The following is a 21,321-nucleotide window of genomic DNA, read 5'->3' as shown; positions in this document are numbered from 1 at the left end:
TGGCCCCGGGCGGGCCGCAACGGTCGAGACAGGCATGCGACAGACAGATGCACGCAGAGAAACGCGCACAACGAAAAACGCCCGCAGATCGAAAATCTGCGGGCGCTTTCTTGTATCTGGCGGAGCGAGAGGGATTCGAACCCTCGATAGAGCTTTTGACCCTATACTCCCTTAGCAGGGGAGCCCCTTCAGCCACTCGGGCATCGCTCCGGGGTTTTTACCGCGTCTGGTGCGTTGCACCTCAGCGGGGCGTGAATCATAACGTTAATCACGCGCGAAGGTAAAGCTTTATTCCGCAGAATTTTCGTTGCCGGTGCTGCCGGCTTCGTCACCGCGCTGGATGCGCTGGTAGATCTCTTCGCGATGCACGGCAACGTCCTTCGGCGCGGTAATGCCGATGCGCACCTGGTTGCCCTTGACGCCCAGCACAGTGACGCTGACCGAGTCACCGATCATCAGGGTTTCGCCAACGCGGCGAGTGAGGATCAACATTTTTGTAAGTCTCCATGGAACCGTGTGGAAGGGTATCCCCCACCGGCTTGACGCTCCGTCAAGAAACGTCCCCACGACAAAGGGAAAAGATTCCGCAATGGTACCGTCAGCCGTCCCGCTCCTACAAGGAGGGGGACGGCCGGGCATTCATCACAGGCGGGGGCTGACCCATTCGACGACCGCGGCCAGCGCGGTAGCAAGGGCGGGCCCGTCCTCGCCACCACCCTGGGCGAGGTCCGGGCGTCCGCCGCCCTTGCCCCCGATCTGACCGGCGATATGGGACAACAGTTCCCCGGCCTTGACCTTGCCCATTGCACTGCCGTTCACACCGGCAACCAGGGCGGCCTTGCCGTCCTGGGCGCCGGCCAGCACGATCACCGCGTCACCCAGCTGCTGCTTCAGGCGGTCGATGGCATCACGCAGGGCCTTGGCATCGAAGCCCTCCAGGCGGGCGGCCAGGACCTTCACCCCGGCCACTTCGACGGCCTGGCTGGACAGGTCGGCGGTGGCGCCGGCGGCAACCTTGGCCTTCACTGCCTCCAGTTCGCGTTCCAGCTGCTTCTGGCGCTGGCCCAGCGCGCGGATCTTCTCGACCACGTCGGCGGCGCTGCCGCCCAGCAGTTCGGCCGCCTCGGCCAGGCGGGCCTCTTCGGCATCCACGTAGTCCAGCGCGCCCTGCCCGGTCACGGCCTCGATGCGACGCACGCCGGCCGAGACACCGCCTTCAGAGGTGATCTTGAACAGACCGATATCGCCGGTGCGGCCGACATGGGTACCGCCACACAGTTCGGTGGAGTAGTCGCCCATCTTCAGCACGCGTACGTTCTCGCCGTACTTCTCGCCGAACAGCGCCATCGCACCGAAATCCAGCGCTTCCTGCATGCCCATGTTGTGCACTTCGGCGGCGTTGTTGGCACGCACCTGCTGGTTGACCTTGCGCTCGATGATCGCCAGTTCCTCGGCCGTGATCGGCTGGAAATGCGAGAAATCGAAGCGCAAGCGGTCCGGCGCCACCAGCGAGCCCTTCTGCTGCACGTGGGTGCCCAGCACTTCGCGCAGGGCGGCATGCAGCAGGTGGGTGGCCGAGTGGTTGAGGATGGTGGCGCCACGGCGCTCGCCATCGACCTGGCCCGACAGCACGTCGCCCACCTTCAGGCCGCCTTCGGCCAAGGTGCCGACGTGACCGTGGAACTGGCCGGCGAACTTCTGCGTGTCGGTCACGTCCAGGCGCACGCCGGCGCCGCTCAGCACGCCGGTATCGCCTACCTGGCCGCCGGATTCAGCATAGAACGGGGTCTTGTCGGTGATCACGATGACCGCATCGCCGGCATCGGCCGCAGCCACCGGGCGGCCGTCCTTGAGCACGGCCAGCACGGTCAGGCCGTCGGCCTGCAGGCGGTCGTAGCCCAGGAACACGGTCGGGGTGAGCGTGGCCACCAGCTCGGCCGGCAGGGTCACGCCGCCGCCGAACTTGCCGGCCGCGCGCGCCGTCTCGCGCTGCTGTTCCATGGCCGCATCGAAACCGGCGATGTCCACGGTCAGTTCGCGCTCGCGGGCGATGTCCTGGGTCAGGTCCAGCGGGAAGCCGTAGGTGTCGTACAGGCGGAACGCGTCCACGCCGGGAATGACGCCGTTGCCGGCCTTGGCGGCCACGTCCTCGAAGATCTTCATGCCGGCGTCGAGGGTTTCGGCGAAACGCTCCTCTTCGGCCTGCAGGGCGCGGGTGACGGTGTCCACCGCCGCCGGCAGTTCCGGGTAGGCCTCGCCCATCTGCTCGACCAGGGTCGGCACCAGCTTGCTGAAGAACGGCTGGCGCACGCCCAGCATCCAGCCGTGGCGCAGGGCGCGACGGATGATGCGGCGCAGGACATAGCCGCGGCCTTCATTGGACGGCAGCACGCCATCGACGATCAGGAACGAACAGGCGCGGATGTGATCGGCGATCACCCGCAGCGACTTGTTTTCCAGATCGGCCGTGCCGGTCAGCTCGCTGGCCTTGCGGATCAGCGCCTGGAACAGGTCGATCTCGTAGTTGGTGTGCACGTGCTGCAGGATCGCCGCCAGGCGCTCCAGGCCCATGCCGGTGTCCACGCACGGCGCCGGCAGCGGCACCAGGGTGCCGTCGGGCTGGCGGTCGAACTGCATGAAGACCAGGTTCCAGATCTCGATGAAGCGGTCGCCGTCTTCATCCGGCGAACCCGGGGGGCCACCGGCGATATGGTCGCCATGGTCGTAGAAGATCTCGGTGCACGGGCCGCAGGGGCCGGTGTCGGCCATCTGCCAGAAGTTGTCCGAGGCGAACGGGGCACCCTTGTTGTCGCCGATGCGCACGATGCGCTCTTCCGGAATGCCGACCATGTCGCGCCACAGCGCATAGGCTTCGTCGTCGGTCTGGTAGACGGTAACCAGCAGGCGCTCGGCCGGCAGCTTCCAGACCTGGGTCAGCAGTTCCCAGGCCCACGCAATGGCGTCTTTCTTGAAGTAGTCACCGAAGGACCAGTTGCCCAGCATTTCAAAGAAGGTGTGGTGGCGCGCGGTGTAGCCCACCTGGTCCAGGTCGTTGTGCTTGCCGCCGGCACGCAGGCAGCGCTGCACGTCGGCCGCGCGCACGTAGCTGCGCTTTTCCGCGCCAAGGAACACGTCCTTGAACTGCACCATGCCGGAATTGGTGAACAGCAGGGTCGGATCGTTGCCCGGCACCAGCGGCGCGGAGGGCACGATGGTGTGGCCTTTGCCCTTGAAGAATTCAAGGAAATCGCTGCGGATCTGGGAAGTCGTGAATTTGGCGGATGCGTTCATTGGGGGCTGGCAGTCTGCGGGCCGGCGACCCTGCACCGCCGGCCGCACTGGCCGGGGTCGCGACGGACCGCCGAAAACCTAAAGGGTAGCAGGCCCGGCGCCGCCAGTCTCAGTCATCCGGGTCGAAGCGGGTGGCGCGGCGGATGGTGTCGCCGTCGAAGCCCCGCCGGGCCAGCAGATCGGCCGCCTTGCGGCGCTGGGCCAGGTCCTGCGGGCCGCCCTCGCCGAAGCGGCGGCGGACCAGGTCGCGGGCGTTTTCCTGCCAATCGCCTTCGTAGCTGTCCATGGCGGCGCTGATGGCCGCACTGTCCAGGCCATGGGTTCCCAGTTCGGCGCGCACGTGGATCGGGCCATAACCGGTGTTGGCGCGCATGCGCACCAGATTCTCGGCAAAGCGGGTGTCGTCCTGCCAGCCAGCCTCGGTCAGCTTGGCCACGGCGGCCTGCGCGGCCTCGTCTTCGATCCCGCGCGCGGTCAGCTTGCGGGTCAATTCCTTTCGCGAATGCTCACGCCGCACCAGCAGGCCCAGGGCGCGCTGCACCGGCGTCTGCTCGCGGGGCCGGCGCTTGCGGCCGGTGGGGACGTCGTCAGCGTCGGACATCGGTTACTCCAAGGGTGGCGCCGTTCCTGGCACCCAGCCCATCCGTGGGCGATTCGAACCTGCGGGACAGGGCAACGTCACTGACGGCGCCGCCCTGCCCCACAGCAAGACTTACTCGTCGTCGCCGTCGTCGTCGCCTTCTTCGCGCGCCGCTTCGGCCGGCTGGAACTTCTCGCGCAGTTCGGCTTCCAGCTTGGCAGCCACGGACGGGTTGTCGCGCAGATAGCCGCGGGCGTTGTCCTTGCCCTGGCCGATACGCTCTTCGCCGTAGCTGTACCAGGCGCCGGCCTTCTCGACCAGCTTGGCGTCCACGCCCATGTCGATCAGTTCGCCCTCGCGGCTGATGCCCTCGCCGTACAGGATTTCCGTGATGACCTGCTTGAACGGCGGTGCCAGCTTGTTCTTGACGACCTTGATCTTGGTCTGGTTGCCGATGATCTCGTCGCCCTTCTTGATCGCACCGATGCGGCGGATATCCAGACGGACCGAGGCGTAGAACTTCAGCGCGTTGCCGCCGGTGGTGGTTTCCGGACTCTGGCCCGGCATCATCACGCCGATCTTCATGCGCAGCTGGTTGATGAAGATCACCAGCGTGTTGGAACGCTTGATGTTGCCGGTCAGCTTGCGCAGGGCCTGGCTCATCAGGCGGGCCTGCAGGCCCGGCAGCTGATCGCCCATTTCGCCTTCGATTTCGGCCTTCGGAGTCAGCGCGGCAACCGAGTCGATCACCAGGATGTCCACCGACCCCGAACGCACCAGCATGTCGGCGATTTCCAGCGCCTGCTCACCGGTATCGGGCTGCGACAGCAGCAGGTCGTCCACGTTCACGCCCAGCTTGCCGGCGTAGATCGGGTCCAGGGCGTGCTCGGCGTCGATGAAGGCAGCGGTGCCGCCCATCTTCTGGCATTCGGCAATGGCCTGCAGGGTCAGGGTGGTCTTGCCCGACGATTCCGGACCATAGATTTCAACGACACGGCCCTTCGGCAGACCGCCGATGCCCAGTGCGATGTCGAGCATCAGCGAACCGGTCGGGATGGCTTCGACGGGCTCGACCACGCGGTCGCCCATGCGCATCACCGAGCCCTTGCCGAACTGCTTCTCGATCTGGCCCAGAGCAGCAGCCAAGGCGCGCTTCTTGTTCTCGTCCATCGTATTGGTCCTTGCAGAGGTCATGTCGTTGGGGGTGCTGTCTTTGGGGGTCTTCTTTGCCATGGGTTCACTTTAAGTCGGACGTATCGCACAGGCTGAGATTCTGCCCGGCGCTCTGAAAAGAATTATCGGACATCCGTACCAACCTCAGTGGAACCAGAGAATCGCCACAAAAGACCGCGGGGAATTGCGCTGTGGAACGGGTCAACGGTTGGGCCGCAGCAGGCCGCAGTACAGGCCCTCGATGGCGAAGTCCTGGTCGGGCAGGACCTCGATCGGCTTGTAGTCGGGGTTGCGCGGCAGCAGACGGATGCGGTCCTTGGCGATCTTCAGCAGCTTGACGGTGATCTCGTCATCGATGCGGGCCACCACGATCTGCCCGGAATGGGCATCGCGGGTGCGGTGCACACCGATCAGGTCGCCGTCGAAGATGCCTTCGTCGATCATCGAATCGCCCTGCACCTTCAGCAGGTAGTCCGGCGCGGGCGAGAAGAACACCCGGTCCAGCACCACGAAATCGTCCGAGCCGATGTCGGCGCCGATCGGCAGACCGGCTGCGACCCGACCCAGCACCGGCAGTCGCAGCACGCTGTCGGGCAGCCCCGGCTCGGCCAGCTTCTGGAGCGGCGGCGCCTGTACCAGGCGGATGCCGCGGGCCTGGCCCGGGATGCGGCGGATCGCCCCGGCCTGCTCCAGCGCTTCCAGGTGGTACTGGGCCGCGCGGACGCCCTTGAAGCCGAAGGCGCGTGCGATTTCAGTCTGCGACGGCGGTGCGCCATCGCTCTCGATACGCTCGGCGATCAACTGCAGGATCGCCTGCTGGGTGTCGGTCAGGTCCATGGTTAGTAGTATTACTACTAATATCGGCTACCGCAAGTGCCGGGTGCGACACGGCGGCGGGGCATGGACCAGCAGGCAACGGCAAGGGCAAGGGCAGCCGACTGACAGTCGGCTCTACCGGATCGGCTCTACCGGAATCGCGCAGGTTACGTGTGCTTGCCGCTGCGCCAGATCGAGAACAGGATCCACACCCCGCAGAACCCGGCGCCGACGAAGCCGCACACCCCCAGCGCCAGCAGCCAGCGGCTGGAGATGCCGCCCACGCTGTGCATGACGATGGACGAGCCGATGATCAGCGCGGCGGTGACGATGCCCATTACCAGCCGGTTGGCGGCCCGGTTCACCTGGTCGCCGAAGCCCTGCAGGGCGCTGGTCTCCACCTTCAGCTGCAGGCGGCCGCGGCGCGCCGCCTGGACCAGCTTGCGCAGGTCACGCGGCAGTTCTCCGGCCAGGTCGATCATGCTCTGCAGGGAGCGCCGGCCGCGCTTGATCAGCGCCCGAGGCGCGTAGCGCTGCAGCACCACGCGCTCCAGGAACGGGCGCGCGGCGCTGGCCATGTCGAATTCCGGATCGAGCTGCCGGCCCATGCCCTCCAGGGTCAGGAAGGCCTTGATCATCAGCGCCAGGTCGGCCGGCAGGGTCAGGCTGTAGCTGCGCAGCAGCTGGGTGATGTCGCCCAGCATCAGGCCGATGCGCAGGTCCTTCAGCGGCACCCCGCGGTACTGGTCGACGAACTGGCTGATGTCGTGCTGCAGCCGGTTTTCATCCACCTCCACGCCACCGGCCCAGTCCAGCAGCACGTCGGCCACGCCCTGCGGATCTTGTTCCACCAGGCCGTGCAGCAGCTGCGCGACCTGGAATCGGCGCACCTCGGACAAGGCGCCAACCATGCCGAAGTCGATCACTCCGATACGGCCATCGCGCAGGTAGATGATGTTGCCCGGGTGCGGATCGGCATGGAAGCTGCCGTCCTCGAGCACCATCTTCAGGACGATATCGGCCCCCCGGCGCGCCAGCGTACGCCGGTCCAGGCCGGCGGCATCCACAGCCGCCAGGTCACGGCCGGGAATGCCGTCCACGAAGTCCTGCACGTTCAGGCTTTCGCAGGTCCACTGCCAGTGCACCGAGGGAACCAGGATGTCGTCGCGCCCCTGGAAATTGCGGGCGATGCGCTCGGCGTTGCGGCACTCGGCGGCGAAGTCGAGTTCGCGGCGCAGCGATACGGTGAACTGCTGCACGACCTCGGCCGGCCGGTAGCGGCGCAGGTCTGGAAGGCGCGCTTCCACGATCTCGGCCAGGCGCGCCAGCAGTCGCAGGTCGGCTTCGACCACGTCACGGATGCCGGGCCGGCGCACTTTCAACACCACCTCGCTGCCGTCATGCAGGCGCGCCCGGTGTGCCTGGGCCAGCGAGGCGGCCGCCATCGGCGTTTCATCCAGGAAAGCGAACACCTGCGCCGGCGGCGCCCCCAGGTCGGCCTCCAGTTGTTCGCGGATGGCCGCGTACGGCAGCGCGGGCACGGCGTTCTGCAGTTCGGACAGCTCGGCGATCCAGTCCGGCGGCAGCAGGTCCACGCGGGTGGCCAGCACCTGGCCCAGTTTCACGAAGGTCGGCCCCAGATCCTGCAAGGCGCTGCGCACGCGCACCGGCGCGGTCATGCGCAGCATCTGCTGGCCTTCCTCGTTCCAGTGCAGCAGGCGGCCGGCGCGCTCCAGCACGCTGGCCAGGCCGATGCGGCGCACCACATCACCGAATCCATAGCGGATCAGGACGGCCGCGATTTCCTGCAGCCGGCCCAGGTCACGGACTGTGCCCAGTGTTTCCCACATCGCTGACGCCTCCGGTCATGTACCGGGCCAGCATGTCACAGCTGGGCGTCGATACCGCGCAATGCGGCCGCAACGGTCTGCCGGCGGATGGCGTCGCGGTCGCCATCGAACTGGAACAATTCCGCATGCGCATAGCCGCCGCGGCGCTTCCAGCCGATCCAGACACTGCCCACCGGCTTGTCCGCGCTCCCACCGCCCGGGCCGGCAATGCCGGTGACCGCCACGGCGATGCCCGCCCCGGAATTGACCAGCGCGCCGGACACCATTTCAAGCACCGTTTCGCGGCTGACCGCACCGGACTGCTCCAGCGTCTGCGCGCGCACCCCCAGCAGCCGCTGCTTGGCCTCGTAGCTGTAGACCACCATGCCGCAGTCGAAGAACGCCGACGAACCGGCGATATCGGTCATGCACTTGGCGATCCAGCCGCCACTGCAGCTTTCGGCGGTGACCAGTTGCAGCGCGGCGTGCTGCAGGCGCTGCCCAAGCGCGGCGGCCTGGGCGTTCAGATCGGCATCGGTGGGAATGGACATCGGCAGGGTTCGCGGAAACGACGGCACGTTGTACCGCAGATCCGCTCCGCTGTCCCGCCGCATCAGTGGTCGTGGTGCAGGTAACGGGCCTGGGCCGGCAGGCGCAGGCTGACCAGAAAAGCCACCACCATCATCACCGTGACATACCAGAAGAACAGCTGCTCATGGCCCAGCTGCTTCAGCCCCAGCGCGGCGTACTCGGCGCTGCCACCGAACACGGCGTTGCCGATGGCGTAGGCCAGGCCCACGCCCAGTGCGCGCACCTGCGGTGGGAACATTTCGGCTTTCACGATGCCCGAGATGGACGTGTAGAAACTGACGATGGCCAACGCCAGCACGATCAGCCCGAAGGCCGCCCACGGGCTGGTGACGTGCTGCAGGGTAATCAGGATCGGCACGGTGGTGAGCGCACCGAGCGCACCGAACAGCATCATGCTGGTGCGACGGCCGATGCGGTCGGAGAGCATGCCGAACAGCGGCTGCATGCACATGTACAGGAACAATGCCCCGGTCATCACGTAACTGGCGGTCTTGATCGGCAGGTGCACCGTGTTCACCAGGAACTTCTGCATGTAGGTGGTGAAGGTGTAGAAGATCAGCGAGCCGCCGGCGGTATAGCCGAGCACGGTGAAGAAAGCCGCCTTGTGGTCGCGGAACAGCGCGCCCAGCGTGCCGGCGTCCTTGTCATCGCGGCTCGATTCGCTCTGGGTCTCGTGCAGTGTTCGCCGCAGCAGCAGCGCGACCACGGCAGCGACGGCACCCAGCACGAATGGAATGCGCCAGCCCCAGGCACGGATCTCGGCCTCGCTCAGCACCGATTCCATGATGACGATCACCAGCACGGCCAGCAGCTGGCCGCCGATCAGGGTGACGTACTGGAACGAAGAGAAGAATCCGCGCTGGCCGCGCAGCGCGACTTCGCTCATGTAGGTGGCCGTGGTGCCGTACTCGCCGCCCACCGACAGGCCCTGGATCAGGCGCGCCACCAGCAGCAGCACCGGCGCCAGCGCACCGATGGTCGCGTAGGTCGGCAGGCAGGCCACCATCAGCGAACCACCGCACATCATGCTGACCGAGATCAGCAGCGATTTCTTGCGCCCCAGGCGGTCGGCAATGCGACCGAACAGCCAGCCGCCGATCGGCCGCATCAGGAAGCCGGCGGCGAACACGCCAGCCGTGTTGAGCAGCTGCACGGTGGGATTGGAGGCGGGGAAGAAGGCGCCCGCGAAGTAGATCGCACAGAACGCGTAGACGTAGAAGTCGAACCATTCCACCAGGTTGCCGGACGAGGCCGACATGATGGCGAAGACGCGATGGCGCTTCTCCGCAGCGGTGTACTGGGGCAGATCGACGGCCGGGGCCTGCGACATGGGGAACTCCGAAGGGGGCCGTGGGGGCCGACCTTCGGATCATCCTCCCGCCGTGTGCAAGACGGTGTGCAGCATCAGGCGGCTGGCGTGCGGTAATCGGCCGGTTGTGCGACGGGGTCGGATCCCGAAAGGCGAAGGGGTCGAATCCCGTTGCAACGCAACGGGCTCCGACCCCACGCGCCGGCATCACCACTCCGGCAGTTTTTCCGGCAGCAACGCACGGATCGGCGCGCCATCGGCGCTGGCCGCCAGTTTCTCGGCCTCGGCGATCGGCAGATCGACCTGCAGCAGCCAGCCGTCTTCATCGGCCTGCTCGCTGCGGATCACTTCCAGCTGGTGCAGGCGTGCGCGCAGGCGCCCCGCACTGGGTGGCAGGCGCAGCTCGCCGGTCACGTGCTGCAGGCCCAGGCGGCGGCCCAGCACGGTCTGCAGCAGCTCCAGGCCCTGGCCGTCACGCGCCGAGATCCAGACCCGCTCGCGACGGGCCTCGTCGGGCACGCCGTCCTGGCCGTCATGGCGCACCTGCGCGCCGTCGATGCGGTCGATCTTGTTGAACACCAGCAACTGCGGCAGGTCGCCGGCACCCACCGCAGCCAGCACCTCGTCCACCTGGGCGATGCGCTCTTCGCGGTGCGGATCGGCGGCATCGACGATATGCAGCAGGAAATCGGCCTCACGCGCCTCGGACAGGGTGGAGCGGAACGCCGCCACCAGATCATGCGGCAGGTCGCGCACGAAGCCCACGGTGTCGGCCAGCACCACGTTGCCACCGGGCACCGCAATGCGCCGCACGGTGGGATCCAGGGTGGCGAACAGCTGGTCGGCCGCGTACGCCTCGGCACCGGTCAGCGCGTTGAACAGCGTGGACTTGCCGGCGTTGGTGTAGCCCACCAGGGCCACGCGCGGCAGTTCGCTGCGCACGCGTGCGCGGCGCATCTGGGTGCGCTGCACTTCCACCTTTTCCAACCGCTTCTGCAGCTGTTCCACCCGCTTCTGCAGCAGGCGGCGGTCGGTTTCCAGCTGGGTTTCACCCGGGCCACGCAGGCCGATCGAACCGCCGCGCTGGCGCTCCAGGTGGGTCCAGCCGCGCACCAGCCGCGTGGCGATATGCCGCAGCTGGGCCAGCTCGACCTGCAGCTTGCCTTCGTGGCTGTGCGCACGCTGGGCGAAGATGTCCAGGATCAGACCGGTACGGTCGATCACCCGGCGTTCCAGGAAGCGTTCCAGGTTGCGTTCCTGGCCAGGGCTGAGTGCGTGGTTGACCAGGATCAGGTCGGCGCCGGTGGCCTCCACCGCCGCCTTGATCTCATCCAGCTTGCCGCTGCCGATCAGGGTGGACGGATTGGGGCGATCCAGGCGCGCGGTGATGGTGGCAGCGATGCTGGCCCCGGCCGAGCGGGCCAGATCGCCGAATTCTTCCAGCACATCCTCTTCCAGCTTGCCGAAGTGGGGCTGGATCAGCAGGGCGTGTTCGCCCCGTTTCGAGCGGTCAAACATTCACCGCTCCGTTGTTACTCGTCTGCTTCATCACCCGCCTGACCATTTTCACCCGACTGCACGTAGCCGCCACCCGGGCCGACCTTGACGTTGCGTGCCGGCACCACCGTGGAGATGGCGTGCTTGTAGACCATCTGGCTGACGGTGTTGCGCAGCAGGACCACGAACTGATCGAACGATTCGATCGTGCCCTGCAGCTTGATACCGTTGACCAGGTACACCGAAACCGGCACGCGTTCGCGCCGCAGTGCGTTCAGGAAAGGATCCTGCAGCGATTGCCCCTTGGACATTGCATACTCCTGATTATTGTTCTTATTGGATTGCCGGCGCTGGCTGCGGCCCCCGAGCCGCACGCCGGCCCATGATGGTACACGGCCAGCGGCCGTTCAGCGTGCGACGAAGGTCGCGACTGCGTCGGACAGCCGCTGTTGGTCGATATGGGGGTCGAACCAGCGGGCATCAAGCTCGCCGCGCAGCCAGGTCAGCTGGCGCTTGGCCAGCTGGCGGGTGGCGAAGATGCCCTTGTCACGGAACCCGGCGGCACTGCCCTGCCCGTCCAGGAATTCCCAGGCCTGGCGGTAACCGACCGCCCTGACCGCCGGCAGGTCCAGCGGCGCGGCCACGGCAGCCATCTGCGGCAGGGCGCGCAGGGCGCGCACCTCGTCCAGGAACCCCTGCGCCAGCATGGTGTCGAAACGCGCTTCGATGCGCTGGTGCAGCACTGCCCGCTCGCGCGGGGCCAGGATCAGCTTCAGGGTCCGCACCGGCAGCGGCGCGACACCGCGCTGGCGCTGCAGTTCAGTAATCGGCGTGCCGGTCAGCCGGTACACCTCCAGCGCCCGCTGGATGCGCTGCGGGTCGGTGGCATGGATGCGCGACGCCGCAGCCGGGTCGACCGCCGCCAGGTCGTTGTGCAGGGCCGCCCAGCCACGCTCGGCCGCCTCTGCTGCCAGCGCTTCGCGCATGCCGGGATCGGCTTCCGGCATCGGCGAAAGACCTTCCAGCAGCGCCCGGAAGTACAGCCCGGTGCCACCGGCGAGGATCGGCATGCGGCCACGGGCGACGATGTCGGCCACCACGCGGCCGGCGTCGGCGGCGAACTCGGCGGCCGAATAGGTCTGCCAGGGATCACGCAGGTCCAGCAGATGGTGCGGCGCCTGCGCGCGTTCGGCGGCGTCCGGCTTGGCCGAGCCGATATCCAGGCCGCGGTAGACCAGCGCCGAATCGACACTGACGATCTCGCCGTTCAACTGCTTGGCCAGGGCGATCGCGGTAGCGGTCTTGCCGCTGGCGGTCGGCCCCATCACGGCGATCGCCAGCGGTCGCCGGTCGGCGGCCATCAGTCTTCGTCCGGCCAGCGGATCGCCGCGGTGGCGGCCACGCGCGGGGCGGGCACGGCCTCGACCGCCTGCCAGATCTTCAAGGCGTCGACCGTGGCGGCCACGTCGTGCACGCGCACGATGCGCGCACCGCGCTGCACCGCGATCAGGTGCGCGGCCACCGACGCTGCGACACGCTCGGTTGGCACCTGCCGCCCGGTCAGCTCGCCCAGGCTGCGCTTGCGCGACAGGCCGGCCAGCATCGGCACGCCCAGTTCCAGAAAGCGCTCGGAACGGGCCAGCAGAGTCATGTTGTGCGCAGTGGTCTTGCCGAAGCCGAAGCCGAGGTCGATGACCAGGTGTTTCTTGGCGATGCCGGCCATTTCAGCGGCGAACAGGCGCTGCACCAGGAAGCCGTGTACCTCGGCCACCACGTCGTCGTAGTGCGGTTCGGCCTGCATGTTGCCGGGCTCGCCCTGCATGTGCATCAGCACCACCGGCACGCCCGCGGCGGCGGCGGCTTCCAGCGCGCCTTCCTGGCGCAGGCCGTAGATGTCGTTGATCATGCCCGCGCCAGCGGCCACGGCCGCACGCATCACTTCCGGCTTGAAGGTGTCGATGCTGATCGGCACCTGGGTGCGGGCCGCGAGCTGTTCGATGACCGGCACGACGCGCTGCAGCTCTTCGTCGATCGACACCGGGGCGGCGCCCGGGCGGGTGGATTCACCGCCGATATCGAGCAGGTCGGCGCCCTGCTCCACCAGCTTCAGGCCATGGGCGACCGCCGCGTCGGTGCTGTCATGTGCGCCGCCGTCGGAGAACGAATCGGGGGTTACATTGACGATGCCCATGACCTGGGCGCGATCCAGGCGCAGGATGCGGCCGGCGCAATCGAGCTGGGGCGAGATATCGAACATGAGCGATCCTGCGGGTAACGGCGTTTAGTTTAGTTCGGCAGGGCTGCGCCCTGCACCCTTGTAGAGTCGAGCCGTGCTCGACTGAAACAACATCAAAAGCCGAAGCAACAGCAGCAGCGGGTTTGCTTCGGGATGGCGGGGTGGGTCCGGTTGCGGGGGACGGCGCAAGTACGTCCATGTAGCCTCGGTCGCGCCGTCCATGGCGCTCACGCCCCCGCAACCGGACCCACCCCGCCTTCGACAGCTTCCCGCGATCTGTCGGAACGGCACGGGGTCGGATCCCGTTGCTGCGCAACGGGATCCGACCCCAAATGAAGATCGATATCGGACAGATTCATCCACGCATGGCGTGGATCTACCGTGTCGACCAAGGTCGACACCTACCAACAGCACACGGAATCTGTCAGAAGTGGGGCGGTGTCCCACGGAATGCACGCTTTTGACGTTGACGTTGACGTTGACGTTGAGCGGGTGCAGGGCGCAGCCCTGCCGGGAAACCCTCAGCGCGGGCGGCGGCGTTTGCGGTCGACGTACAGGGTCTTGATGACGCTCAGCACGATACCCACGCCAATGCCGACACCGCAGCCGAGCAACAGGTTGTCCAGGGTCAGCCCGACCACGACACCGACGATGGTGGCGATGACCATTTCAACGGTGTGGGAGATCGGCTGCGGCGGGGGAATGGACATGCGGGCTCCAGCGAAAGACAGGGGTGCGGGTGTAGCGCGGAAACAACGAGGCCGGGTTGCCCCGGCCTCGTCTGCGATCAGCATTGGCGGGCCGTCAGTGCGACTCGGCCGGGCCGGCAATCGGCGGCAGCGGACGGGCGTCGCCGCCCTTGTCGTTGCTGCCGCCATCCTTGTTGGACTTGTTCCAGCCCATCGGCGGCGGCGGATCGCGGCCTTCCATGATCGCGTCGATCTGCGGCGCGTCGATGGTTTCGTACTGCAGCAGCAGCTGCGACATCGCGTGCAGCTTGTCCAGGTTGGCCGTCATCAGCTCGGTGGTACGCGCGTAGGCCTCGTCCAGGATGTTGCGCACTTCCTCGTCGATGCGGCGGGCGGTGTCGTTGGACACGCTCTTGTGCTGGGTGACCGAACGGCCCAAGAACACCTCGTCGTCCTCTTCGCCATAGGCGATCGGGCCGAGCTGGTCGGACAGGCCCCACTTGGTGACCATGTTGCGGGCCATCTTGGTGGCGCGCTCGATGTCGTTGGAGGCACCGGTGGTGACCTTGTCGGCACCGAAGATCAGCTCCTCGGCCACGCGACCACCGTACAGCGAGCACAGCTGCGACTTGATCGCCACGCGGTTCATCGAATAGCGGTCGCCTTCCGGCAGGTACATGGTCACACCCAGCGCACGGCCGCGCGGAATGATGGTGACCTTGTAGACCGGATCATGCTCGGGCACCAGGCGACCGACGATGGCGTGGCCGGCTTCGTGGTACGCGGTGAGGGTCTTCTCTTCCTCGCTCATGGCCATCGAGCGGCGCTCGGCGCCCATCAGGATCTTGTCGCGGGCACGGTCGAAGTGGTCCATGCGGACTTCCTTCTCGTTGCCACGCGCGGCGAACAGCGCCGCTTCGTTGCACAGGTTGGCCAGGTCGGCACCGGAGAAGCCCGGGGTACCGCGCGCGATCACCATCGGCTCGACGTCATCGGCCAGCGGCAGCTTGCGCATGTGCACCTTCAGGATGTGCTCGCGGCCCTTCACATCCGGCAGGCCGACCACGACCTGGCGGTCGAAACGGCCCGGGCGCAGCAGCGCCGGGTCCAGCACGTCCGGACGGTTGGTCGCGGCGATCACGATCACGCCTTCGCCACCTTCGAAACCGTCCATCTCGACAAGCAGCTGGTTCAGGGTCTGCTCGCGTTCGTCATGACCGCCGCCCAGGCCGGCACCACGGTGGCGACCGACGGCGTCGATTTCATCGATGAAGATGATGCACGGGGCGTGCTTCTTGGCCTGCTCGAACATGTCGCGCACGCGGCTGGCGCCGACGCCGACGAACATTTCCACGAAATCCGAACCGGAGATCGAGAAGAACGGCACCTTGGCTTCGCCGGCGATGGCCTTGGCCAGCAGTGTCTTGCCGGTACCGGGCGGACCGACCATCAGCACGCCGCGCGGAATCTTGCCGCCCAGCTTGGTGAACTTGGACGGATCACGCAGGAAGTCGACGAGCTCGCCCACTTCTTCCTTGGCTTCATCGCAGCCAGCAACGTCGGCGAAGGTGACCTTGATCTGGTCTTCGCCCTGCAGCTTGGCGCGCGACTTGCCGAAGGACATGGCGCCCTTGGCACCACCGCCACCGCCCTGCATCTGGCGCATGATGAACAGCCAGAAGCCGATGATCAGGATGACCGGCAGGAAGTTCATCAGGATGGCCGCGAAGGAAATGCCGCTGGACGGCTGTTCCTGCACGATGTCCACGTTCTTGGTACGCAGCACGTTGATCAGGTCGCGATCAGCCGGTGCCGACACCGTACCGGTCTGGCCGCCACGGGTGGTGTAGGTGATTTCGTTGGTCAGGCCGCGCGAATCGCCGCCGAAGGTGACCTTCTGCACGTTGCCGCTGTCCACCTGGTCCAGGAACTGCGAATACGATGTGGCCTGCGCCCCGGCCCCGGAGGACTTGGGCGAGAAGCTCTGGAAGACCACCATCAGCACGACGGCGACGACCACCCATAGCAGGAGGTTCTTGGTCAAGTCGTTCATCCTCATTGGCTCCAGCGTTCCTCTTTCAGTGCGGGCATTGCGTTGGGGTCGAGCTTACGGGTCGAGCTTACTTCATGTGGGCGCGTTTTCCCTGACCCAAGGCGTAGACCTCGGGGGAACGCTTGCGCGAGGCTTCCGGCTTGCGGATGGAGACCTTGTCGTACCGACGGCGCATTTCACGCACGTAGTCATCGAAGCCTTCGCCCTGGAACAGCTTGATCAGGAACGCCCCACCGGTCTTCAGGTGGTTGTCGGCGAAATCCAGGGCCAGCTCTGCCAGGTGCATCATCCGCGGCTGGTCGACCGCGCCTACACCACTCTTATTGGGGGCCATGTCCGACAGCACAAGGTCTACCGGCTGATCGCCCAGCATGGCCTCGAACTGCGATAGGACGGTTTCTTCCCTGAAGTCACCGTGAAGGAACTCCACCCCGGCCAGCGGCGGCATGTCCAGGATGTCCAGGGCCAGCACGCGGCCGGTGTCGCCAATCTGTCTCCGCACCTGCTGAGACCAGCCGCCCGGGGCGGCGCCGAGATCGACCACGACCATGTGCGGCTTCAGCAGCCGGTCACGTTCGAGCAGCTCTTCGAGCTTGTAGGCGGCACGCGAGCGCATGCCTTCGGCCTGCGCCTTCTTCACGAAGGGGTCGGAGAAGTGTTCCTTGAGCCAGCGCTGGCTGCTTTTGCTGCGGGTAGCCATTGGAAATAGGGGGTTACGGGGTCGTCATGATACCCTGATCACCCCATTCAACCGTGTTTTCTGCATGCCCATCGCCCTGACCGCTTCCCAGACCCGTTTCCTGCGCGGCCAAGCCCACGATCTGAAGGCACTGCTGCAGACCGGCGGCAAGGGCATCACGCCCGCGTTCATCGCCGAGCTGAACGAGGTGCTGGAGCGCCACGAACTGGTGAAAGTGAAGGTGGCCGCTGAAGATCGCGACGCCCGCGACGTGATGATCGGCGAGATCGTCGAAGCGACCGAAGCCGCGCTGGTGCAGCGTATCGGCCACGTGGCCGTGCTCTACCGCCCGAGCAAGGAACAGCGACAGATCGTGCTTCCGCGCGGCTGATCGCCCTGCCCCATGCAGCTGAACCACGAACCGCCTGATTACGCTTACAGCCTGCGCGCGGCCGATGGCCGCTCGGCGCGGGTGAACGACCAGTCGCTGTCCAGCAGCTTCTTCCTGACGCCTGAACAGTTGGCAACGAACTGGCCGGTAGTGCGCGCTGCCGATCTGCAGGTGGCCGACCTGGAACCGATCCTGGCCCTGGGCCCGGCGCTGATCGTGCTGGGTACCGGCGATCGCCAGGTATTCCCGCCGGCCGTGGTGATGGCCGCCTGCCTGTCGCGCGGCATCGGCCTGGAAGTGATGAACAATCCGGCCGCCGCGCGCACGTTCAATATTCTTGCCGGCGAAGGCCGCAAGGTCGCCGCGGCCTTCATCCTGGAAGGTTGAGCCGGTAGCCGCCGGGCGTGGCCCGGATCAGATCGCGATACCCACAGCGCCCGAGCCGATGCTCGGGCGCTTTCGTGTGGGCGCGAAGCGCCGCCGGGCATGGCCCGGCGCTACCCGTATCTGCCCGCGCTAGCGCGCCGGCAGATACTGCTGCGGGTCGACCGGCTTGCCGTTGTAACGAATCTCGAAGTGCAGCATGTCGCGGTTCGCACCGGTGCGGCCCATTTCCGCGATCTGCTCGCCGGCCTTCACGTTCTGCCCTTCGTTCACCAGGCGCTTGCGGTTGTGGCCATACGCCGACAGCCACTGGTCACTGTGCTTGATGATGATCAGCTCGCCGTAGCCCACCAGGCCTGCGCCGGAGTACACCACCACGCCGTTGGCAGATGCGCGCACCGGGGCCCCGCTGCTGCCTGCAATGTCGACGCCCTGCTTGGTGGCATCGCCCGCCACATAGCGCCCCACCACCGCACCGTCGGCCGGCCAGCGCCAGGCAATGCTGCTCTTCACCGGTGTAGCCGGCGCGGTGCTCGGCGCCGTCGAAGGCGTGCTGCCACTGCCGGTGGCCGGGCGCGGCGCGGTGACCACCGTGGTGGGTGCGCGGCCGCTGCCGGCACCCTGCGGATACAGGCGGATGACCTGGCCCGGATAGATCTGCGACGGGTTGTCCAGCCGGTTCCAGGCAATCAGGTCGGCCGGGGTGATGTCGTGGATGCGCGCGAGTGCGTAGATGGTGTCGCCCTTGCGCACGACCACGGTCTGCCCCGGCTTGGGCACCGAGGTCTTGGGCGTACTGGCTGCTGCACCGCTGCCACCGGGGCGGACCACCGTGGCGGTGCCACAGGCAGCCAGCGAGGAAACCAGCAATGCCAGCGCGCCGATACGCACGCCCTTGCCCAGACCATTTGCATTCATGCGAACTTCGACCTCCATACAAGCCAGGCAACCAGCACCACCACCAGCGCGGTGGCGATCCAGCCCAGCGGTTCAATCCAGCGCCGCAGCGCGGCTTCCGCGCGCGGGCCGCCAATGCGGATCACGGCGGCCAGAACGTACACACGCTTGCCGCGACCGATCAGCATGCTCAACAGATACTGCGGCATGGGCACACCGACGATACCCGATGCCCACGTGAAGACCTTCATCGGGATGGGCATGAAGCCACCCAGCACCAGGAAGGTGAACACCGCCCAGGGCGACTCGGCCATCTTGGCCTGCACCGTGGCGATACCATCTTCGATGGCCGGCAGCATGCCCAGCATCTCGAACAGCGGCTTCACCGCCTCGAAGGCGTAGTGGCCCAGGGCGTAACCGATCACCGCGCCCACCATCGAGCCGGCCAGGCTGAGGGTGGCAAACCACCAGCCGCGCTTGGGCTGGGCCACGCACATCGGCGCCAGCATCACTTCCGGCATGACCGGGAAGATGATGGCTTCGAAAAAACTCAAGACGGTCAGATAGGTCGGCGCGCGTTCGTGCGCCGCCCATTTCATCGCCCGCTCGTACAGCGGTCCGAAAATCTTCATGCAACCCTGCTCCCTGGATTCAGTCGAGCATGCCGGACAGCAGCGGCACGAAGGTGACCGGTGCCAGCACGCGTTGTTCGATGCTGCCGTCGGCCTTGCGGTCGAGCTGTACCAGCGATTGCCCACCGGGGCCGCCGACCGGCGCCACCAGGCGCCCCCCCACGGCCAACTGCTCGACCAGCGCATCGACCAGCGCCGGTGCGGCTGCGGTGACCACCACGGCGTCGTACGGGCCGTGCTCGGCCCAGCCCACCCGGCCGTCGTCATGCTTGGTGCGGATGTTCATGCCCAGCGCGCGGAAGCGCTTGCGCGCCTGCCGCAGCAGATCGCCGATGCGTTCGACCGTGTAGACCTCAAGGCCGACGGCGCCGAGTACGGCGGCCTGGTAGCCCGAGCCGGTGCCCACTTCCAGCACCGTCTTCGGTGCAACCTGCAGCACCGCTTCGGTCATCCGCGCCACCACCCAGGGCTGGGAAATGGTCTGGCCATGGCCGATCGGCAGCGCGGTGTCCTCATAGGCACGCGAGGCCAGGGCTTCATCGATGAACAGATGGCGCGGCACGATGCGGATGGCATTGAGCGTGGCCTCGTCGGCAATGCCGGCCTCGCGCAGGCGATCGACCAGGCGGTCGCGCACGCGCTGCGAAGTCATGCCGATCCCCACGGCTTCCGGCTGCAGGCGCAGGCGCGGGCTCATGCCGGCTGGTCCAGCGCGGCGCTCAGGCCACCGACCCAGCTGGCCACCTTCTCCAGTGCCTGGTAGCGGGTCAGGTCGACCTGGATGGGGGTGATCGAAATATGGCCGGTGCGCACCGCGTGGAAATCGGTACCGGGACCGGAGTCCTGCTCGCGACCGGCCGGACCGATCCAGTACACCTCGTTGCCGCGCGGATCTTTCTGCGCGATGCACCCTTCGGCGCGGTGGCGGTTGCCCAGGCGGGTCACTTCGAAGCCCTTCACCTCGCCCCACGGCAGGTCAGGCACGTTCACGTTCAGAATGGTGTCGGCCGGCAGCGGGTCGGCCTTCAGCCGGGCCACGATCTCCACGGCCGCACGCGCCGCGGTTTCGAAATGCTTCGGGTCATGGTTGCGGCTGACCAGCGAGACCGCCACTGCCGGCAGCCCCAGGAACCGCCCTTCCATGGCCGCCGATACCGTGCCGGAGTAGATGACATCGTCGCCGAGGTTGGCGGCATTGTTGATGCCCGACACGACGATATCCGGTTCGAACTCGAGCAGGCCGGTCAGCGCCAGATGCACGCAGTCGGTGGGCGTGCCCGCCACCGAGACGGTGTAGTGGTCGATGCGCTTGAGCCGGATCGGCAGATCCAGCGTCAGTGAATTGCTGGCACCGGACCGGTCGCGATCGGGGGCAACCACCGTGACTTCATGCCCGGCGTCGCGCAGCACCTGCGCCAGCATCCGGATGCCTGCAGCGTCTACGCCGTCGTCGTTGCTGACCAGGATGCGCATGTTCGATTCAACCGCTTGATTTTCCAAGAATTCGATTCCATCACCTTGCCGCGTGGGCGGGACCGGCAGCCGCCCCCTCGGGAACCGGCGATCTCGCAAGTGCGCCCACTATTGTGCCGCAAGCGGGGCGCGGGTCCTACCCTGCCGGCGGTCACGGAAGCGCTTGAAAGGCCGTAGGCACCGCATCACCGGCGGTTTACCCTGTGCACATGTCGCACCCAGAAGATGAAGACCCCGCCGCACTGTTCCGCGCGGCCATCGGCGAAGTCACCCCGCTGCGCAAGGATGCCGAACCGGCGCCGGCCGCGCCACGGCCGAAACCGCGCGCCCGCATGGCCGAACGCGACGAGCAGGAAGCGGCCGGGGAGTTCGCCCGGCTGCTGCGCGACAGCAGCCCGCTGGAGGCGGGCGATACCGCCAGCTACCGGCGTGACACGCTGCCGCCGCGCATGTTCCAGCGGCTCAAGCGCGGCCAGTATTCGGTGCAGGACGAACTGGACCTGCACGGCGCGACTGCCGCGCAGGCCGAAGTGCTGCTGCGCCAGTTCCTGCTGGAAGCGCATGCGCATGAGTTCGGCTGCGTGCGCATCATCCACGGCAAGGGGCTGCAGTCTGACGGCGGCGCGCCGGTGCTGAAGAACCTGGTGGACCGCCTGCTGCGACTGCGCAACGATGTGCTGGCGTTTCATTCGGCGCCGCCCGGACAGGGCGGCACCGGTGCGGTGCTGGTGTTGTTGGCGCGGCGGTGAGGCATTCATCCACGCATGGCGTGGATCTACCGGGCGGTGAGGCATGCATCCA

The 21,321-nt window shown here is 66.9% G+C and carries 22 protein-coding genes and 1 tRNA gene; 3 read left to right on the top strand and 20 right to left on the bottom strand.

Going from position 1 to position 21,321, the window contains the following annotated elements:
- Positions 1 to 117 precede the first annotated feature (117 nt).
- The 16 genes from C1933_RS07540 to rlmE form a co-directional block, all read right to left on the bottom strand.
- Positions 118 to 210, bottom strand: a tRNA-Ser gene (locus C1933_RS07540).
- A gap of 78 nt (positions 211 to 288) precedes the next feature.
- Positions 289 to 492, bottom strand: coding sequence for a carbon storage regulator CsrA (gene csrA / locus C1933_RS07535; protein ID WP_108749250.1), 204 nt, complete (start codon positions 490 to 492; stop codon positions 289 to 291).
- Positions 493 to 642: 150 nt separating this feature from the next.
- The gene (gene alaS / locus C1933_RS07530; RefSeq protein ID WP_108752754.1) at positions 643 to 3,291 is read right to left on the bottom strand and encodes an alanine--tRNA ligase; all 2,649 of its coding nucleotides are present in this window, start codon (positions 3,289 to 3,291) and stop codon (positions 643 to 645) included.
- Positions 3,292 to 3,400: 109 nt separating this feature from the next.
- Positions 3,401 to 3,892, bottom strand: a complete 492-nt coding sequence (gene recX, locus C1933_RS07525) for a recombination regulator RecX (RefSeq protein ID WP_108752753.1) — start codon at positions 3,890 to 3,892, stop codon at positions 3,401 to 3,403.
- A gap of 111 nt (positions 3,893 to 4,003) precedes the next feature.
- A complete protein-coding gene (gene recA, locus C1933_RS07520) occupies positions 4,004 to 5,041 on the bottom strand; it encodes a recombinase RecA (RefSeq protein WP_108749247.1) in 1,038 nt (345 codons plus the stop codon).
- A 204-nt stretch (positions 5,042 to 5,245) separates the two neighbouring features.
- Positions 5,246 to 5,881 carry a transcriptional repressor LexA gene (lexA, locus tag C1933_RS07515; protein ID WP_108749246.1) on the bottom strand — a complete coding sequence of 212 codons (636 nt, stop codon included), beginning with the start codon at positions 5,879 to 5,881 and terminating at the stop codon, positions 5,246 to 5,248.
- Positions 5,882 to 6,027: 146 nt separating this feature from the next.
- Positions 6,028 to 7,710, bottom strand: a complete 1,683-nt coding sequence (gene ubiB / locus C1933_RS07510) for a 2-polyprenylphenol 6-hydroxylase (protein WP_108752752.1) — start codon at positions 7,708 to 7,710, stop codon at positions 6,028 to 6,030.
- A 35-nt stretch (positions 7,711 to 7,745) separates the two neighbouring features.
- Positions 7,746 to 8,240 (bottom strand): nicotinamide-nucleotide amidohydrolase family protein, encoded by a 495-nt coding sequence (locus C1933_RS07505; RefSeq protein ID WP_108751521.1) that lies wholly within the window; start codon positions 8,238 to 8,240, stop codon positions 7,746 to 7,748.
- Positions 8,241 to 8,302: 62 nt separating this feature from the next.
- Positions 8,303 to 9,610, bottom strand: coding sequence for an MFS family transporter (locus C1933_RS07500; RefSeq protein WP_108752751.1), 1,308 nt, complete (start codon positions 9,608 to 9,610; stop codon positions 8,303 to 8,305).
- A 186-nt stretch (positions 9,611 to 9,796) separates the two neighbouring features.
- Positions 9,797 to 11,107 carry a ribosome rescue GTPase HflX gene (hflX, locus tag C1933_RS07495; RefSeq protein ID WP_108752750.1) on the bottom strand — a complete coding sequence of 437 codons (1,311 nt, stop codon included), beginning with the start codon at positions 11,105 to 11,107 and terminating at the stop codon, positions 9,797 to 9,799.
- 14 nt (positions 11,108 to 11,121) lie between these two features.
- Positions 11,122 to 11,397, bottom strand: a complete 276-nt coding sequence (hfq, locus tag C1933_RS07490; protein ID WP_079221450.1) for an RNA chaperone Hfq — start codon at positions 11,395 to 11,397, stop codon at positions 11,122 to 11,124.
- Positions 11,398 to 11,493: 96 nt separating this feature from the next.
- The gene (gene miaA / locus C1933_RS07485; protein ID WP_108752749.1) at positions 11,494 to 12,447 is read right to left on the bottom strand and encodes a tRNA (adenosine(37)-N6)-dimethylallyltransferase MiaA; all 954 of its coding nucleotides are present in this window, start codon (positions 12,445 to 12,447) and stop codon (positions 11,494 to 11,496) included.
- On the bottom strand, positions 12,447 to 13,343 hold the full coding sequence (gene folP / locus C1933_RS07480; RefSeq protein ID WP_108752748.1) for a dihydropteroate synthase: 897 nt from the start codon (positions 13,341 to 13,343) through the stop codon (positions 12,447 to 12,449). Before folP ends, miaA begins: the two co-directional genes overlap by 1 nt.
- A gap of 500 nt (positions 13,344 to 13,843) precedes the next feature.
- On the bottom strand, positions 13,844 to 14,032 hold the full coding sequence (locus C1933_RS07475; RefSeq protein ID WP_108752747.1) for a hypothetical protein: 189 nt from the start codon (positions 14,030 to 14,032) through the stop codon (positions 13,844 to 13,846).
- Between the two features lie 94 nt (positions 14,033 to 14,126).
- Complete coding sequence (gene ftsH, locus C1933_RS07470) at positions 14,127 to 16,064, bottom strand: ATP-dependent zinc metalloprotease FtsH (protein ID WP_164271596.1); 1,938 nt, start codon at positions 16,062 to 16,064, stop codon at positions 14,127 to 14,129.
- A gap of 67 nt (positions 16,065 to 16,131) precedes the next feature.
- Entirely contained in the window at positions 16,132 to 16,764 is a 633-nt protein-coding gene (gene rlmE, locus C1933_RS07465) for a 23S rRNA (uridine(2552)-2'-O)-methyltransferase RlmE (RefSeq protein ID WP_008265654.1), read from the bottom strand.
- 64 nt (positions 16,765 to 16,828) lie between these two features.
- Between rlmE and yhbY the strand changes: the two genes are divergently transcribed.
- Positions 16,829 to 17,134 carry a ribosome assembly RNA-binding protein YhbY gene (yhbY, locus tag C1933_RS07460; RefSeq protein ID WP_108752746.1) on the top strand — a complete coding sequence of 102 codons (306 nt, stop codon included), beginning with the start codon at positions 16,829 to 16,831 and terminating at the stop codon, positions 17,132 to 17,134.
- Positions 17,135 to 17,146: 12 nt separating this feature from the next.
- On the top strand, positions 17,147 to 17,521 hold the full coding sequence (locus C1933_RS07455; protein ID WP_108752745.1) for an Mth938-like domain-containing protein: 375 nt from the start codon (positions 17,147 to 17,149) through the stop codon (positions 17,519 to 17,521).
- Positions 17,522 to 17,650: 129 nt separating this feature from the next.
- Here C1933_RS07455 and C1933_RS07450 read toward each other — a convergent pair whose 3' ends face one another.
- Genes C1933_RS07450 through surE form a run of 4 tightly spaced genes read right to left on the bottom strand, consistent with a single transcriptional unit; the run spans position 17,651 to position 20,520 of the window.
- Positions 17,651 to 18,436, bottom strand: coding sequence for a peptidoglycan DD-metalloendopeptidase family protein (locus C1933_RS07450; protein ID WP_108752744.1), 786 nt, complete (start codon positions 18,434 to 18,436; stop codon positions 17,651 to 17,653).
- A complete protein-coding gene (locus tag C1933_RS07445; RefSeq protein WP_108752743.1) occupies positions 18,433 to 19,047 on the bottom strand; it encodes a YqaA family protein in 615 nt (204 codons plus the stop codon). The genes C1933_RS07450 and C1933_RS07445 overlap by 4 nt, the downstream gene beginning before the upstream one ends.
- A gap of 19 nt (positions 19,048 to 19,066) precedes the next feature.
- Positions 19,067 to 19,744, bottom strand: coding sequence for a protein-L-isoaspartate(D-aspartate) O-methyltransferase (locus C1933_RS07440; protein WP_108752742.1), 678 nt, complete (start codon positions 19,742 to 19,744; stop codon positions 19,067 to 19,069).
- On the bottom strand, positions 19,741 to 20,520 hold the full coding sequence (gene surE / locus C1933_RS07435; protein ID WP_108752741.1) for a 5'/3'-nucleotidase SurE: 780 nt from the start codon (positions 20,518 to 20,520) through the stop codon (positions 19,741 to 19,743). Before surE ends, C1933_RS07440 begins: the two co-directional genes overlap by 4 nt.
- Positions 20,521 to 20,729: 209 nt before the next feature.
- On the opposite strand from surE, the gene C1933_RS07430 reads away from it, so the two are divergent.
- Positions 20,730 to 21,269 (top strand): Smr/MutS family protein, encoded by a 540-nt coding sequence (locus C1933_RS07430; RefSeq protein WP_108752740.1) that lies wholly within the window; start codon positions 20,730 to 20,732, stop codon positions 21,267 to 21,269.
- Positions 21,270 to 21,321 lie beyond the last annotated feature (52 nt).

It is taken from the genome of Stenotrophomonas sp. ZAC14D2_NAIMI4_6, from assembly GCF_003086875.1.
GTDB lineage: Bacteria > Pseudomonadota > Gammaproteobacteria > Xanthomonadales > Xanthomonadaceae > Stenotrophomonas.
This window is presented reverse-complemented; position numbering and strand designations above follow the sequence as displayed.